The sequence below is a fragment of the Halobacillus shinanisalinarum genome, assembly GCF_022919835.1.
In the GTDB taxonomy this organism is placed as follows: domain Bacteria; phylum Bacillota; class Bacilli; order Bacillales; family Halobacillaceae; genus Halobacillus_A; species Halobacillus_A shinanisalinarum.
The window spans coordinates 2,785,496-2,800,273 of record NZ_CP095074.1; the positions used below are offsets into that span (position 1 = coordinate 2,785,496).

The 14,778-nt window shown below is 40.7% G+C and carries 16 protein-coding genes; 9 read left to right on the forward strand and 7 right to left on the reverse strand.

Features of this window, described 5'->3' with window-relative positions:
* Positions 1-63: 63 nt before the first annotated feature.
* The 4 genes from MUO14_RS13975 to MUO14_RS13990 all read left to right on the forward strand — a co-directional run bounded on the left by MUO14_RS13975 (position 64) and on the right by MUO14_RS13990 (position 2,711).
* Complete coding sequence (locus MUO14_RS13975) at positions 64-984, forward strand: ABC transporter ATP-binding protein (protein ID WP_244751269.1); 921 nt, start codon at positions 64-66, stop codon at positions 982-984.
* A complete protein-coding gene (locus tag MUO14_RS13980) occupies positions 977-1,933 on the forward strand; it encodes an ABC transporter permease (RefSeq protein WP_244751270.1) in 957 nt (318 codons plus the stop codon). Before MUO14_RS13975 ends, MUO14_RS13980 begins: the two co-directional genes overlap by 8 nt.
* A 23-nt stretch (positions 1,934-1,956) precedes the next feature.
* Positions 1,957-2,406, forward strand: a complete 450-nt coding sequence (locus tag MUO14_RS13985; RefSeq protein ID WP_244751271.1) for a DUF4064 domain-containing protein — start codon at positions 1,957-1,959, stop codon at positions 2,404-2,406.
* 134 nt (positions 2,407-2,540) lie between these two features.
* Positions 2,541-2,711 carry a hypothetical protein gene (locus MUO14_RS13990; RefSeq protein WP_244751272.1) on the forward strand — a complete coding sequence of 57 codons (171 nt, stop codon included), beginning with the start codon at positions 2,541-2,543 and terminating at the stop codon, positions 2,709-2,711.
* A 36-nt stretch (positions 2,712-2,747) separates the two neighbouring features.
* Here the strand turns inward: MUO14_RS13990 and MUO14_RS13995 are convergent, their stop codons facing one another.
* Positions 2,748-2,924: a hypothetical protein gene (locus tag MUO14_RS13995; RefSeq protein ID WP_244751273.1), complete on the reverse strand. Its 177-nt coding sequence runs from the start codon at positions 2,922-2,924 to the stop codon at positions 2,748-2,750.
* A gap of 122 nt (positions 2,925-3,046) precedes the next feature.
* Here MUO14_RS13995 and MUO14_RS14000 point away from each other — a divergent pair, with 122 nt between their 5' ends.
* Positions 3,047-3,943, forward strand: a complete 897-nt coding sequence (locus MUO14_RS14000; protein WP_244751274.1) for a formate/nitrite transporter family protein — start codon at positions 3,047-3,049, stop codon at positions 3,941-3,943.
* Between the two features lie 196 nt (positions 3,944-4,139).
* A complete protein-coding gene (locus tag MUO14_RS14005) occupies positions 4,140-4,838 on the forward strand; it encodes a Type 1 glutamine amidotransferase-like domain-containing protein (RefSeq protein WP_244755586.1) in 699 nt (232 codons plus the stop codon).
* 64 nt (positions 4,839-4,902) lie between these two features.
* On the opposite strand, the gene katA is transcribed toward MUO14_RS14005, so the two are convergent.
* The 4 genes from katA to MUO14_RS14025 all read right to left on the reverse strand — a co-directional run bounded on the left by katA (position 4,903) and on the right by MUO14_RS14025 (position 9,941).
* Entirely contained in the window at positions 4,903-6,366 is a 1,464-nt protein-coding gene (gene katA, locus MUO14_RS14010) for a catalase KatA (protein ID WP_244751275.1), read from the reverse strand.
* A gap of 358 nt (positions 6,367-6,724) precedes the next feature.
* Complete coding sequence (locus tag MUO14_RS14015; RefSeq protein ID WP_244751276.1) at positions 6,725-7,072, reverse strand: DinB family protein; 348 nt, start codon at positions 7,070-7,072, stop codon at positions 6,725-6,727.
* 393 nt (positions 7,073-7,465) lie between these two features.
* Positions 7,466-8,491: an AimR family lysis-lysogeny pheromone receptor gene (locus MUO14_RS14020; RefSeq protein WP_244751277.1), complete on the reverse strand. Its 1,026-nt coding sequence runs from the start codon at positions 8,489-8,491 to the stop codon at positions 7,466-7,468.
* A gap of 394 nt (positions 8,492-8,885) precedes the next feature.
* The gene (locus MUO14_RS14025) at positions 8,886-9,941 is read right to left on the reverse strand and encodes a class I SAM-dependent methyltransferase (protein ID WP_244751278.1); all 1,056 of its coding nucleotides are present in this window, start codon (positions 9,939-9,941) and stop codon (positions 8,886-8,888) included.
* Positions 9,942-10,065: 124 nt separating this feature from the next.
* On the opposite strand from MUO14_RS14025, the gene MUO14_RS14030 reads away from it, so the two are divergent.
* On the forward strand, positions 10,066-10,695 hold the full coding sequence (locus MUO14_RS14030) for a flavodoxin family protein (protein ID WP_304654183.1): 630 nt from the start codon (positions 10,066-10,068) through the stop codon (positions 10,693-10,695).
* 131 nt (positions 10,696-10,826) lie between these two features.
* On the opposite strand, the gene MUO14_RS14035 is transcribed toward MUO14_RS14030, so the two are convergent.
* Entirely contained in the window at positions 10,827-12,332 is a 1,506-nt protein-coding gene (locus MUO14_RS14035) for a UDP-N-acetylmuramoyl-L-alanyl-D-glutamate--2,6-diaminopimelate ligase (protein WP_244751279.1), read from the reverse strand.
* 182 nt (positions 12,333-12,514) lie between these two features.
* A complete protein-coding gene (locus tag MUO14_RS14040) occupies positions 12,515-13,066 on the reverse strand; it encodes an NADPH-dependent FMN reductase (protein ID WP_244755590.1) in 552 nt (183 codons plus the stop codon).
* A gap of 313 nt (positions 13,067-13,379) precedes the next feature.
* On the opposite strand from MUO14_RS14040, the gene MUO14_RS14045 reads away from it, so the two are divergent.
* Together MUO14_RS14045 and MUO14_RS14050 are read left to right on the forward strand one after the other, a co-directional pair.
* Positions 13,380-13,532, forward strand: a complete 153-nt coding sequence (locus MUO14_RS14045) for a hypothetical protein (protein WP_244751280.1) — start codon at positions 13,380-13,382, stop codon at positions 13,530-13,532.
* A gap of 201 nt (positions 13,533-13,733) precedes the next feature.
* Positions 13,734-14,750: a thiazole biosynthesis adenylyltransferase ThiF gene (locus MUO14_RS14050; RefSeq protein ID WP_255822120.1), complete on the forward strand. Its 1,017-nt coding sequence runs from the start codon at positions 13,734-13,736 to the stop codon at positions 14,748-14,750.
* Positions 14,751-14,778 lie beyond the last annotated feature (28 nt).

Consider the following 14,778-nt stretch of genomic DNA (forward strand, 5'->3'; position numbering starts at 1 on the left):
GAAACGTGTTCCAACGATGATCGTAGAATAAGGGGACGTGTTAAGAGAAGGAGGGGCTTTTATATGGGAGAACCCGTAATGAAGTTAAAGAATCTGAAAAAGTCAATAAGTAATAAGCCGATCATAAAGGGCTTGGATTTTGAAATCTACAGTGGAGAAGTGTTTGGCTTTCTAGGCCCGAATGGGGCAGGAAAGACGACAACCATACGAATGATGGTTGGGTTAATGAGCATGACAGATGGGGATGTCATAATAAAAGGACAAAGTGTAAAGAAAGACTTCAAAAAAGCAATCCGCTATGTTGGCGGTATTGTTGAAAACCCGGAAATGTATCCATTTATGACGGGATGGAAGAATCTCATTCACTACTCGCGAATGGTACCAGGGATCAGCAAGGAACGGATTCAAGAAGTGGTTCGCCTTGTCGGTCTTGAAAAAAGAATGAAGGATAAAGTGTCCAAGTATTCGTTAGGAATGAGGCAGCGGCTTGGCATAGCGCAGGCCTTGCTCCATAATCCCTCTATTCTCATACTCGATGAACCAACGAATGGTCTTGACCCATCAGGGATCCGTGAAATTCGTTCGTACATAAGAAGACTCGCTGCAGAAGAGGGCGTGGCGGTTATTGTTTCAAGTCACATTTTATCTGAAATGGAAATGATGTGTGACCGGATCGGGATTATAAAGAATGGCGAGCTTATATCGATTCAGTCTGTTCATGATGCCTTACAGCAATCCGATCAAAAGGAAGTCACTATTGAAGCCAGACCAATGAACGACGCTTATGAGATTTTGCAAGGGATTGTTGAAGGTTCGGTTAATCAGCATCAAAACGAGTTGATGATGTCGGTTAAAAAGGAGGAGATTCCTTTAGTGATAGCCAAGCTTGTCGAGCAAAATATTGATATCTTCAGTGTGAATGTAAATCGTTCCACGTTAGAGGATAAATTCCTGGATTTGATTGGAGAGGGAACCATTGAGTAATTTTATCCAGTTAGTTAAAAATGAACAAATGAAGACATACTCACAAGTTGCAACATGGATCATGTACATTGTACTTGCTGTATTTATTATAGGATTCGGTGTATTTATGAAAATTGATCAATCCATGACGGACGGTAATCAAGCGGCAGGGGATGATTGGAAACAGGAACTGCAGGCTGAGAACGAACAGCTTCAAAAGCAAATGGAGGAACAAGAGTTTGCAGCGCCCTATAATGAGCAAACGATGGCCATGAATGAGTATCGGATCGAAAACGATATTAAACCGGGTGGTTATGACGTATGGGATTTTGTCCAGGACAACCGTACGAATATTTCAATCATTAGTTTGCTGACGATTATTGTAGCAGCGGGTATGATTGCGAACGAGTTTAAATGGGGCTCGATTAAGCTGCTGCTCATAAGACCGATTTCACGAACAAAAATTTTGGCATCAAAATATGTTTCTGTGCTTATTTTTGCAATTACCATGCTATTATTTTTATATGTGCTATCCTTTTTAGTAGGGTCAGTATTATTTGGGTTTGAAAGTTTAACAGCACCATACTTGTACTGGCAGAGTGAAGAGGTTCATCAGGCACCGATCTTCCAACTTACGATATCACAATACGGATTGAGTTCAGTTAACCTGCTGATGATGGCAACCTTTGCCTTTATGGTTTCCGCCATTTTTAGAAACAGTTCGCTTGCAATTGGGGTAGCGATTTTCTTAATGATGTCTGGAAATGCAATTGTAGGGTTCTTTAGTGGAAAAGAGTGGGCGAAGTTCATTCTGTTCGCCAACACGAATTTGAATCAGTTTTTTACAGGTACACCGGTTATATCTGATTTAACACTAGGCTTTTCTGTAACAGTACTGATCGTCTATTTAATCCTGTTCCTTGGATTGTCGTGGTTTTTCTTTTCCAAACGGGATGTAACGAATGCATAAACTTTTAAAGGAGCGTGAGTAGAATGAAGCGAATTGTAGAAATCGTTTTTACAGTTATCGGTGTAGTTATTTATGGCCTTACAGCAGTATTAAGCTTAGTCTTTCTCAATGTGCAGGATAATCCAGGATGGCGAGCGGATATGCAAAGTATGCTGAATCAAGACCAAAACATGGAGCAAGCTCAAATCTCAGTTGATCAAATAATGGAAGGGGTTGCCTCGGTAACATGGATTATTGTTATTTCAGCACTGGTAGCGATCATTCTTGGAATTGTGGCTATTGTCTTTCTAAAGGGGAATAAGAAGCCGAAGCCTGCTGGAATTATTTTGATTATTACTGGAATCGTCACCACAGTCGGCACCATTGGCTTCGGACTGTTTGGCGGACTAGCCTTTCTTATCGCAGGAATTATTGCTTTAGTAAGAAAGACAAAAAGACCGATTGAAGACGAGAGTTCCTTCGCAAGTGAATAATAGATATAAGAACCCGGATTAGCAGATCTAATGGATTCATTGCCACTGGGGGGGAGTTTTCACCATTATTTAGTCATTGACCACCAATTGAACCCCTCGCTAATTATTTCCGTGCGCATGTTGTACCGGGAGGTGTGTATGTCCATAACGGTCATTTTGGCGAAGGTAAGCTTGTAGATCAAGATGTTCAAGAACGATTGGATCAACTGGGGAACGCTACTGTTCAGTTAACCAGCCAGCTTTATAGAAGAAATGTTGCAATACAACAACCTTCGATACCTAGACAAAAATTGAATCAATCATAAAAAGAAGGGCTGGTCATGGAACCAGTCCTTCTTTTACTAATCTAAAATGCGGTTTGTTTCATCAACATCAGCTAGCTGTCGGTTAGCTACATTCGTACTCTGAGGCATAAATCCATTCCCGTCACAAATTTTACAAGTATAATGCCATTCTTCATCATCCATAAGCAAACCTCGGCCATCACAGGCTAGACAAACCTTATCTCTACTAGGCATGTGAGCCCTCCTTTATAAGGGTATTGTGTTTAGTAATGTGTGCTAGTCAATCTAAAAATATACTTGGTAAGGTTATCCCTTTAAAAAATCGGGTATATCAGAAGAATTGGAGGGTGATACCAATGGCTGATGAAAATACAAATGAACAAGATGTGACGTCTAAAGGGAAGGTCGACCGTCCAAGTCGTCAGTTCTATATCCCTTCGCAAATTGTTGATGAATTCGGAGAAAAAGGGAGAGACCACTTAAACAAACCATTTAGCGGACAGTTTTTACTTGCTATGACGGCTGGTTCGTTTATGACATTTGGAGCAGTCTTTTCCGTATTGTTGGCTGTCGGTGTTGAAACAAAAGGGTTCTACTATCTGCTTTCCGGGTTAGGCTTTGCTGCGGGGTATGCAATGGTATTTATTTCAGGCGCTGTACTCTTTACGGAAATTAATGTTCTGCTTCCTTCTTACTTGTTTAATAAAGCTAATTTGATGAAAAGGACCATTTATAAATTTTGGTGTGCTACCTATATTGGTAATATTATCGGTGCTTTCTTAGTTGCTGTTTTAATACAAATGTCCGGTTCATTAGCTCCTGAATTCTATAATGAGTTTTCAATGTACCTGGACCATAAAATGAAATTTATTGATCATGGTGTAAAAGGCTGGTTTGAAGTACTTGTGTCAGGTATATTGGCCAATTGGTTAATTGGAATGGCAGCCTTTTTAACAACAGCAGCCCGGGATTTTACAGGGAAGGTACTGGGCACTGTTCTGCCTGTCGTACTATTCGTAGCCGGGAACTTCCAGCATAGTGCAGCAAACATGGGCTACTTTAGTATGGGGATTCTTGCTTCAGACCAATACACATGGTATGAGTATGTTTTCCTCAATCTTGTACCGGCAAGTATCGGAAATTTAATTGGTGGAGGTATATTAGTGTCCTTACTGTTCTCCTATGCCTACAAAGAGGATATCCAGACTTCTCTGGGCCAAGGCAAACAAAAAAAGAAAAAAAACAATCAATAACTCTGTACAATTTTATATATTTTTCCACCTCAGGTCATCCAAATTATGGATGACCTGAGGGTTTTTTGTATACTGAAGAAAGTTTAGGGTCTATACTCTAACCAACGCTAAGATACTAAAATGAGATGACAAAATCCATATACTACCACCTCAGGTCATACATAAAATGGGAAAGGGAGGCGGTTAGATGAAGGAAATCAGGCAAATAATTGCTATGGGTGGCGGGGGATTTTCTATGGAGCCTGAAAACCCCTTGCTTGACCAATATGTTTTACAACAGGCCAAGGCAGAAGTACCGAAAATATGTTTTGTTCCAACAGCTAGCGGAGATGCAGAAGGCTATATCCAACGGTTTTATAACTTCTTCGACAAGAAACGGTGCATGCCTACACACCTTTCATTATTTCAACCGCTAACAAGAGATCTTCACGGTTACCTATTGGACCAGGACATTATTTATGTTGGCGGAGGCAGTACGAAGAATATGCTGGCTTTGTGGAAGGAGTGGGATGTGGATCTAATTCTTAAGGAAGCATGGGAACGAGGGATTGTATTAGCCGGTGTTAGTGCTGGTGCGATTTGCTGGTTTGAACAGGGACTAACAGATTCGTATGGCGATAAAGTTGAACCGATCCCGTGTTTAGGCTTTATCAAAGGAAGCTGCACTCCACACTACGACGGAGAGGAAAATAGAAGGCCAGCTTACAAAAATTACATTCACGATCAAAACATGCTCTCAGGATACGCATTAGACGATGGGGCAGCTTTACATTATGTAGGAAAAGAAGTTCACGATGTCATCAGTTCACGTCCACAAGCCAAAGCCTATCATGTTTATAAAGCCTTAGATAAAACTATAGAAGAAAAATTACCTATCAAATATCTAAAAGCATAATTACCAATAAACACCTCAGGTCATCCATAATTTGGATGACCTGAGGTGGAGGATAATTCCAATTTTAAGCTTCTTGTGGAACGTGCAGGCCAAGGCCTTCGGCTACGCGTGTGCCGTATTCTGGGTCTGCTTTATAGAAATGTTCGATTTGACGAAGTTTGACTTCATCTCTTTCCACAGGCTTCATAGAACCAACAATATTTTCAACTAGACGGGTGCGTTCATCTTCACTCAACAAACGGTACAGATCACCAGCTTGCGTGTAGTGGTCATGATGATCATAGCTAACACTGTCGGCAAGTCCAGACACTTCATAAGCTGCTTGTTTGCTGTCCGTTTGTTCCTCGGGGCCGCCAAGACTGTTCGGCTCATAATTCGGCTGCCCGCCGCCATTATCGTCAAAGCGCATAAAACCATCACGCTGATAGTTATTCACTTGAGCACGGGGACGGTTGATAGGAAGTGCTTCATGATTTGCCCCAACACGATAACGATGTGCATCAGAATAAGCGAACAAACGACCTTGCAGCATCTTATCAGGGGACACATCAACTCCAGGAACAAGTGCACCTGGGGAGAACGTCGCCTGCTCTACCTCAGCAAAGAAATTCTTCGGATTTTGATCAAGCACCATACGGCCAACCTCAACAAGAGGATAATCCTTATGTGACCAAACTTTAGTCACATCGAATGGATCAAAGCGGTACGTATCCGCATCTTCAAGTGGCATAATTTGCACATAGACCTTCCAAGCAGGATACTCCTCATTGTCGATCGCCGCATACAGATCCTGTGTATGGAAATCAGGATTTTCCCCAGCTAAACGTGTACCTGTAGCTTCATCAATATTTTTAATCCCTTGCTCCGTTTTAAAGTGATATTTCACCCAGACAGATTCACCTTCACCATTCGTCCATTTAAACGTATGGCTGCTGAATCCATCCATATGGCGAAAAGTAGCAGGAATTCCACGGTCAGAATGAAGAATCGTTACCTGATGCAACGACTCAGGTGAAAGCGAGAAGAAATCCCATACCGCATTAGGATCCTTCAAATTCGTAGCTGGGTTTCTCTTTTGCGTGTGAATAAAGTCTGGGAATTTAATAGCATCTCTTATGAAAAAGACGGGAGTATTGTTCCCTACCAAGTCATAGTTTCCATCCTCAGTATAGAACTTCAACGCAAATCCACGAGGGTCGCGCACAGAGTCAGCTGAGCCCTTTTCTCCGGCGACTGTCGAAAATCGAGCGAACATTGGAGTGCGTTTACCAACCTCGTCCAAAAATTTCGCTTTCGTGTAGTCAGTAACATCACCCGTCACTTCAAAATAGCCATGAGCTCCTGCACCTTTTGCGTGTACAACACGTTCAGGAACACGTTCACGGTTAAAGTGAGCTAATTTTTCTAACAAATGTACATCTTGTATTAAAGTAGGCCCTCTGGACCCTGCTGTAATTGAATTCTGGTTGTCACCGACGGGAGCGCCGGTACTGTTTGTTAACTGTGGTTTACGATTGTGGTCTGTCATTATTTCGTCCCCTCTCAACATATTCTACAATAATCATTATAATATGAATCTCATGAAAATCAATATTTATTTATAATAAATATAAATAAATAATTTATAGAAAGTGATTGAAGTTGTCTGTGAGGATTACAAGCGATTTAGCAATTTGATCATATAGTTGTGATGAGAAATACGGAATCTTAACTATCAATTAAGTGTATCTATTTTCAATTAAAAAATGCTGCTAAGTTGAGGGTCTATTCAAATAATAGTACTTCAGGGTCCTTGTTGTAAGTGTGAACGAGCATTGCATGAAGCTGACCGCGATGGTGATACATGTGAGCTATAATTTCAAGGAGCCATTCATATCGTGTGTATGTTACCCCCACCATGAGGTAGTTTCTGTGAACAGGTGTTGCTCTGTGTAATTCTCGAATTGAGTTTTTAATAAAGCGAAATGCTCGTATAGGGTTTCTGATATTTCTGAAGTTGTCGTTAACGTAACCGAACTGTAAAAAGCAATCATGTCTTTTTCGGTGGCTTCTTCAAGTGCTTTGCCATCCGCGGCTGGGATAATGGCTAAGTGTTCAAGGGTTTCCCCGATCGAGAACTTCTCTTGTGTCGGGCGAAAAGATAAGTCTTCATCTTTCAACTGTCCAATAATTTCAGAAAGTGATGCGATGACTACCTCCAGCTGGTGAAAGGCACTTTGACAATATAGGTTCATATGAAATACCTCATTTTTAAATTAGTAGTTAAACTCTAATTCGCCGTCTCATTCCTGAATCCCTTGTCTCGAAGATAAGAAAGTATAACTCTTTAAGCTGAACTCTCCGTTCTTAACAACAAAAACACATAGAAAAGAGGCAGCCGAGTACTCGGCTGCCTCTAAATTTATAACTGATGTTACCCCATGCCCGGATCGCCCGGATCCACAAACGCTGGCCCTTCACTCGCAGTAATACCCATCCCAGGATCACCAGGATCGACAGCTAGTTCAATAGAACCCATGCCCGGATCGCCTGGGTCATATCCAAAGAAACTATAACCGGAACCAAAAGCCCCAATAAAATCAACATTAAAAATGCACCAGAAAGTAATTTCTTCATTAAAATTCCTCCTAATTATTATTGATTCGCTCCAAGTAGTAAAGGGGTAGCTGGGCAAAAAAGTGATCACCATATTCTTTAATAAAGCGATTATGTGCCCGGTTCAGCATAGCTCGATCACTTGTCGCTAAGCCTAAATAACATTCTTGGAACGGGGTTAATGAGGATAACCTTGAAAGAATGGCTTCTCCCGTTTTTGAATCGCCTTTAGCAATAGCTAAATGAGCCATTTCAACTTTATCAGGTGTTGTTATATTCTGTGTTCTCTTATGGAAAGCTGAAATGAAAGGAATCGTGTAATTTTGAATAGATTTGATCGCCTTGACTAAGTTATTCTCCCTGGCAATGCCGAGTCCTGTACAAGCATAGCCAATAGCTAAATCATAGTCTTCGTAAAGATGACATAATGCTAGGTTGTGATTCATACTACTTAGTTTCCTTGGTGAAAGGTCTGTATTAAGCACTTTATAAATATACTTTTTTGCTAAGAGAAGATTATTAGTCTTCCAATAATGCTGAAAAAGTAATTCATCAAATCTCAGTTTCATATAGTAGTAGAATAAAGGTTCATTAACATGAAGGAGGGCATCATAGCACTCATCTACATACTTATCTAACCCTGTGTATTGCTTTATATCATAGTAGGCATAAACAAGGGTAAATAAATGCAGGCATTTTAGTGAAGGGTGGCTGAACGATAAGGTTTGTAACCATTTTAGATCTTCAGTAGTCAAAGGCTTAGAATAACGTGTTAATAGAACGCGATATAGTAGTGGAATCTCTGAACCATCATGTTGAGTAGAAAGGGCAGTATCGAGTTCCCAAAAATAATCGTTCATATACAAGAATTCATAGCTTGCTAATTGGTCCTCTGTCTTTACATGCGCGCCTGAAAGACAATAATGCATCGTAGCTTTAGCAGCCTTTTTGCTAGAAGTGTGTCTAAGTTGATCATGATAAATCTGATAAATGGTTGACACTTCATTCATTTGGGCTTCGCTTAATCTACTAGGTTCAATAACCTTATGACGTACCATGGTATTCCCTCAACCTTTCTCTACTATAGGTTTAGTATAAAACTATTATTTACTATTACAAGAGATTTGACAATACTACAGAAAAATTCCCAACAAGCGACAATATTCCCCGGGAAATAATCGTTGACAATGACGTAACGTTATAGATTGATGTAGAAAAAGAATGAATAATCCTGGGGTAAATGCAAGAATGTCCTCGAATTAATGACTTATTCTATACTGAAAAGATATCTAATAAATTTTAAAATGCTGCTATAATAGGGTATCATCAGTTGTATAAAAATGGATTTCAGTTCATTTCGATTAAAATGTCGAATGCTTAAAAGACAAATATCGCAAAAAATAAGCACCCACTTTCATAGATGGGTACTTCAATCAACCATATGAATGCTATTCATCTAGGCCGGCAAACCAACCCATTATGAACTTTAATATAGCCGTGTTTTAGTATATCAAAGCCACTTTCATACATATATAATCCCATTTGTTTCACTGTCATTAATTCTCGGTAAGTGTGATTCATAACATCTGCCATAATCCTGTAGTAAATCTTAGAACGGATCTGTTTACGAGGGGTTGTCATAACAGCGTACCCACCCTTTTTTAAGAAACGGCGATGCCAGTCAGCAACTTCGTGTTTGTATTCATCAGGGAAATGTTCGAGAAGCCCTACTGACAATACAATATCAAATTCGCGGCCGAAATCAAGGTTGCGAATATCATCAACGATATATTCAATCTGAAAGTCGTTCTTGTAGAATACTTTGTGTTGACCTGTAGAAGGATTTTCCCCAAGAAAGGGGTAATGTTCAGGGAAATCAGGGAATCGATTCGTCCTACAATATTCATCATAATCGACCATAACAATTTCGGCACCAGGATACATTGCACCTAACTGCATGGCTTCATATCCCTCGGCAGCCCCGAGAAATAGTATGCGGGGTTTTTGAACATCCAAGCCCTCAAAGAGTGCCCTTTTCCCACGGGGGTCCCATACACCATCCTGAATGCGATGGACATAGTTCCATAACTGGAGTTGTACGATAGACCCTAATGCCTGTTTGACTTCCCCTGTGTTAAATGTTCGTAAGCTGTTGATAAATTCTTTTTTTGCTGTATCTGTTTCTTCTGGTACATCCTTCATAAACCATTCGTGAAATGCCTTGTTGAAAAAGGTCCAGGATGTATGGGGGTCCATTTCCATTTTATGTTTCTCTTCCCAATCTGTCCGGTCTTTAGCATAGGATTTTACCTCATAAGGTCTGCCCACATCCTTCCAACTAATTTGTGACCAGTCCCTTACCGTGTTTAAAGTAACAAATTTGTTATACTCTTTTTCGGAAAATTTACGCAAGTCAGCGCGATAGGATGGATGTTTGACTGTCTTGCCTATATCAGCTTCGGAATAAGGACGGATGAGACTGGGTAAGGTCGTTTTCAATTCTAACAAGTGGTTCACCGCCTCATTTAGTATGTGTGTTATATATATGATAACGCTTACATTTGACGTAGTAAATGATTTGAAATTTTGTGAAAGGGAATAGAACAATATAGAGTTAAAGGAGGCTTTTTTTATGAGTAAAATTAAAGCAGTTATTTTAAATGCTTCACTTAAACAAAGTGATGAGCCATCTAATACTGCAGAATTAATAAAAAAAATCACGGATATCTTTACAAAAGAAAAGGTCGAATATGAAATGGTGCGGCTCGCTGACTATAACATCAAGTATGGAATAAGTGATAATTTAGGGAAGGGAGACGAGTGGCCGGAAATTTTTCGAAAGATTAAAGAGGCGAATATCCTTATTTTAGGTACTCCGTTATGGTTGGGTGAGAAAAGTAGTTTAGCTACACTAGCCATTGAGCGAATCTACGGAGGGGCGGGAATAACTAATGACAAAGGGCAGTCAATCTATTACAACAAGGTTGGTGGTGTTGTCGTAACAGGTAATGAGGATGGAGCAAAGACGGCGGCTCGTTCCGTGCTTTATGCTCTATCCCATGTAGGATTTGTCATTCCACCAAATGTGGATACGTATTGGCTTGGGGAGGCTGGACCAGGACCATCCTATATGGAGGCAGATGGTGGAACAAACGAATTTACCGACAGCCATGCGACAATGGAAGCTTACAACCTGATTCATTTAGCCAGAATGCTTAAGGATCATCCGATTCCCCCACAAGGGAATGTAGTGGATAGCTGATTTTCTATCTCAAGTAGGTAGGGATTTGGTGAAAAGATACCGTATTAGATTGATTTGCTAACGGAAGTTGGACATGTGGCTAAATAATCAATAATAAAAATCGCCTGCTTATAGTAAGCGGGCGATTTTTATTAAACAGACTGTATTAGAGATTCATTGCTGGAAAAGTATTGCTTAATCACTTCATGCTCTGAATAGGGAACCTTTTCATCCCCAATAATTTGATAGCCGCCAAAACCTATCCCTGTAAGTAAAACCAGGTCGCCGTCGCTCGCTAAGTCAAAGGCATAGTGTATAGCTTGCTCGCGATGAAGTAGTGAATGGATGTGATTTGAGTTTGGATTAGTAAAGCCTTGTAATACATCGTTAATCACTTCTTGGCGGTCCGCGAATCCGGGTTGATCGACACTTACGATAACCTCATCTGCTATTCCCTCTACTTCCTTAGCCATTTGCGGACGCTTGCCAGGATCACGCAACCCAATCCCCGTGATCATCACAATCAGTTTATTATAAGGGACTTGCCGCACAGCTTGCAGCACATGTGAGAGAGCATCCGGCGTATGGGCGTAGTCGAGGACAATTTGAAAAGGGGCATCGTTGTTCACGATTTGAAAGCGCCCCTCCGGACTTTTAACTTTTGTTACAACCGAGAGAATATGCTTAAGTGAAAAGCCTAATTGATAGCATGCTGCCATTGCCGCTAATATATTAGATACATTGTATTTCCCATGAACCGGGACGCTGACGGAGTGAATTTCCCCACACGCATGTAAGGTGAATGTCGACCCATGCACAGAAACGCGTATATCATCTGCCCCGAAGTCGGCTTCCTTCTCGGTCCCATATGTGAGAAGTGGACCATTGAATGTTTCAACGATTTCCCTTGCCATACCGGGATCATCTATATTAACAACAGCGTATTCAGCTTGTTTGAAAAGCTTAAGCTTAGCCTTCCTATAATCTTGCATTGTTTCATGAAACTCCAGGTGCTCAGGTGTCAAATTAGTGTGAACAGCAACATTAAAGTTGATACCAGCCAGTCTCTTTTGCTCAAGAGCTATCGAAGTTGACTCGAGAACGACTCCTTGAATCCCCACTTTTTGAAAATGATCAAGAACATAGTGAATGTCTGGGGATTCAGGTGTTGTAGGAACGGTTTGTTTGAAATTAGTCCGCTCTTGATCGGTCCATATTCCTGCCGTTCCTATTGAACCCGTTCGGTAAGATAAGCAGTTGAGCATGGAATATATAAAGGAGGTGACAGTGGTTTTCCCGTTCGTTCCAGTTACGCCTACAGTAGATAAGGATTGGGCAGGGTGATTGTAAAAGGCAGTGGATAACAAAGCTAGCGCTTCCTTACTGTCGTTCACAGTAATAAAGCTCACATCACTGTGGAGGCGAGCATAGCTGTGTAAGAGTGCGGAATTTGTTCCGACAATCGCCTTAGCCCCATAGGTTAGAGCTTGTTCAATGTAGAGGTGACCATCATGGTGTGTACCTTTTATACAAACAAATACTGCTCCATCCAAAGCTTCCCTTGAATCGTATATAATTGAGCTGACCTTCTGTTCGGAAGGACCTTCAAGGCTGCATTCCTTCAAGCAGTGAGTAAAATGTATAGTTGTCTTGGTCATTACGGAGCTCCTTTCTCTGTAGAACGTCAACGGTGATTAACGTATTTAAAAATAGTGACGGGGGTATATTCCCGGAATTAGTTTCTGTGAAACATTTTATTAGAGAAGTGATTTTTATCTGTAAGGATCATAGAAAACCCCCCTTATACTAGAGCAGTATAAGGGGGGTAAATGAACAATTGTTAGGGCTTGACGAGCTCTGCTTCCGCAAAGAGCATAAATTGGTCAATGACTCCGTCAATGAACTCAATTGTACTCTGGTCATTGAGCAAACCATGATCATTGACTTTATGTTGAACAGAACCAATTAGAATTTCATTTCCAGGCAAAACGTTTGCTCCCATACCGGGCGCGTTAAGAATTTGACGGAGCTGCATCTGTGCTCTTACTGTTCCAAGTATCCCCATTGAGGCACCAGCAATAAAGGTAGGTTTGCCGGCCATTTCACGTTTTCCACGAGACAGCCAGTCCAAAGCATTCTTCAATACGCCAGGTATCGAATGGTTGAATTCAGGTGTAACAATAAGAAAAGCATCTGCATCGCTCAGTTCATCTTTAAAGCGTTGTACAGAGTTCGGTACTTCATGCTCAATATCTTGGTCATAATGTGCAAGATCACGAATGGGCACGATAGTAATATTTAAACAATCCTTGTATCTCTCTTGAATGAAGTTAGTCAACTTCATATTATATGAGTCCTTTCGTATGCTCCCAACAAGGGCGGCGACTTTAATCATGGTGAAAAATCCTCCTCAAGCTCAATAAAATATTCGTATATTGATTATAGAAGAGAAGAATATATAATGCTAGGGATGTGCTCATATATAAACTTTCCTTGGGCATAATAATAAATGAACTGCCTTTTTAATGACCTAGAAGCAGTGTGAAAGCATTCTGTAAAAAAAAGGTCGAAAAATGGGTAAAAAAGGTTATAAAAAACTCTTGCGTAATCCCTATTATAAGGAGTAAAATTTCCTTAATTCCTTAGTTTTAGTTGGAAAAACTACGGGAATTGTTTTATAGCCTATAAGAAAGGAGGTCACCACGATGACTATGCTTTATTCCAAGGCTCGTGAGCTATTTGACGAGGACTACAAAAATAGCTCTGAGGCTAAGGAATCTAACATGGCCGCTCCAAAAGTAAAGCGGACCATGAGCGGGAAACTTCTAATCCCTTTCCGTAAGAACAAACGGAAATAAAGATCAAGAAGTGGTGACGTTTTAGCTATGCGAGAACAAATTAACAAAATAATAAAAGTGAATGAGCCAAAGGCCGTTCCTTGGATCAGCGTCTCAGAGACAAAAATTTGTCTATTAGGCGCTGATTTTTTATATTCGGCGTAATAAGCTAAATTTCTGCTACACTAATAAATAGAAAACAAAAAGAGGAGGGGAAAGTCTTTGAGTCAAGATCGCTATTCACGACAAAAATTGTTCACACCTATCGGAGAGGTTGGGCAACAGATGTTAATCCAAAAACACGTTTTGATTATCGGAGCTGGCGCTTTAGGGACAAGTAGTGCGGAACAGCTGGTTCGAGCCGGAATCGGAAATTTAACCATCGTGGACCGTGATTATGTTGAAATGAGCAACCTTCAAAGACAACAGCTTTTTTCGGAAAAAGATGCACAGGAAAGAATGCCAAAAGCGATTGCTGCTAAAGAACGGCTCCAGCAAATCAATTCAGAAGTTTACATAGAGGCACACATTATGGATGTACAGCGAGAGGAGTTAGAAGAACTTTGCCAACAAGTAAATCTTGTTCTGGATGCGACAGATAACTTCGAAACAAGAATGATGATCAATGATGTTTCGCAAATGTATAATGTTCCGTGGATTTATGGAGGGTGTGTAGGGAGTTATGGAATTAGTTATACGATTATACCCGGGGAGACGCCGTGTCTACATTGCTTATTAGAATCGGTGCCCCTGGGTGGAGCTACGTGTGACACGGTCGGGGTAATCAGTCCTGCGGTTCAAATGGTTACAGCCCATCAAGTGACAGAGGCTTTGAAGATTCTCGTGGAGGATTACGAATCGCTGCATCGTAAGTTGGTATCCTTCGACCTGTGGAACAATCAATACACAGCAATCAAAATGGCTAACGTTAAGAAGCCGGATTGTCCATCTTGTGGAGAGCAGCCAAGCTATCCTTTCTTATCACCTGAGAATCAAATGAAAACAGCAGTGCTATGCGGACGGGATACAGTCCAGATCCGCCCGGCCTCAAAACAAAAACGGGACCTTGAGGCGTTAAGGGAAAATCTCCATGAAGGAGAGGTTATGCAAAACCCATTCTTATTATCTTATCAAACCGATGAACATCGAATGATCTTTTTTCAGGATGGACGTGTACTTATCCATGGGACTAAAAATGTTACAGAAGCTCGCCGTCTCTATCATAAGATTTTAGGTTGAAGGTAGGGAGCGTTTTAAATTTGTTACA

Excerpts from the sequence above, each read along its gene's own strand:
- MUO14_RS13975 (WP_244751269.1), top strand. The coding sequence starts at position 64 with ATGGGAGAACCCGTAATGAAGTTAAAGAATCTGAAAAAGTCAATAAGT.
- MUO14_RS13985 (WP_244751271.1), top strand. The coding sequence starts at position 1,957 with ATGAAGCGAATTGTAGAAATCGTTTTTACAGTTATCGGTGTAGTTATT.
- MUO14_RS13995 (WP_244751273.1), bottom strand. The coding sequence starts at position 2,924 with ATGCCTAGTAGAGATAAGGTTTGTCTAGCCTGTGATGGCCGAGGTTTG.
- MUO14_RS14000 (WP_244751274.1), top strand. The coding sequence starts at position 3,047 with ATGGCTGATGAAAATACAAATGAACAAGATGTGACGTCTAAAGGGAAG.
- katA (WP_244751275.1), bottom strand. The coding sequence starts at position 6,366 with ATGACAGACCACAATCGTAAACCACAGTTAACAAACAGTACCGGCGCT.
- MUO14_RS14015 (WP_244751276.1), bottom strand. The coding sequence starts at position 7,072 with ATGAACCTATATTGTCAAAGTGCCTTTCACCAGCTGGAGGTAGTCATC.
- MUO14_RS14020 (WP_244751277.1), bottom strand. The coding sequence starts at position 8,491 with ATGGTACGTCATAAGGTTATTGAACCTAGTAGATTAAGCGAAGCCCAA.
- MUO14_RS14030 (WP_304654183.1), top strand. The coding sequence starts at position 10,066 with ATGAGTAAAATTAAAGCAGTTATTTTAAATGCTTCACTTAAACAAAGT.
- MUO14_RS14035 (WP_244751279.1), bottom strand. The coding sequence starts at position 12,332 with ATGACCAAGACAACTATACATTTTACTCACTGCTTGAAGGAATGCAGC.
- MUO14_RS14045 (WP_244751280.1), top strand. The coding sequence starts at position 13,380 with ATGACTATGCTTTATTCCAAGGCTCGTGAGCTATTTGACGAGGACTAC.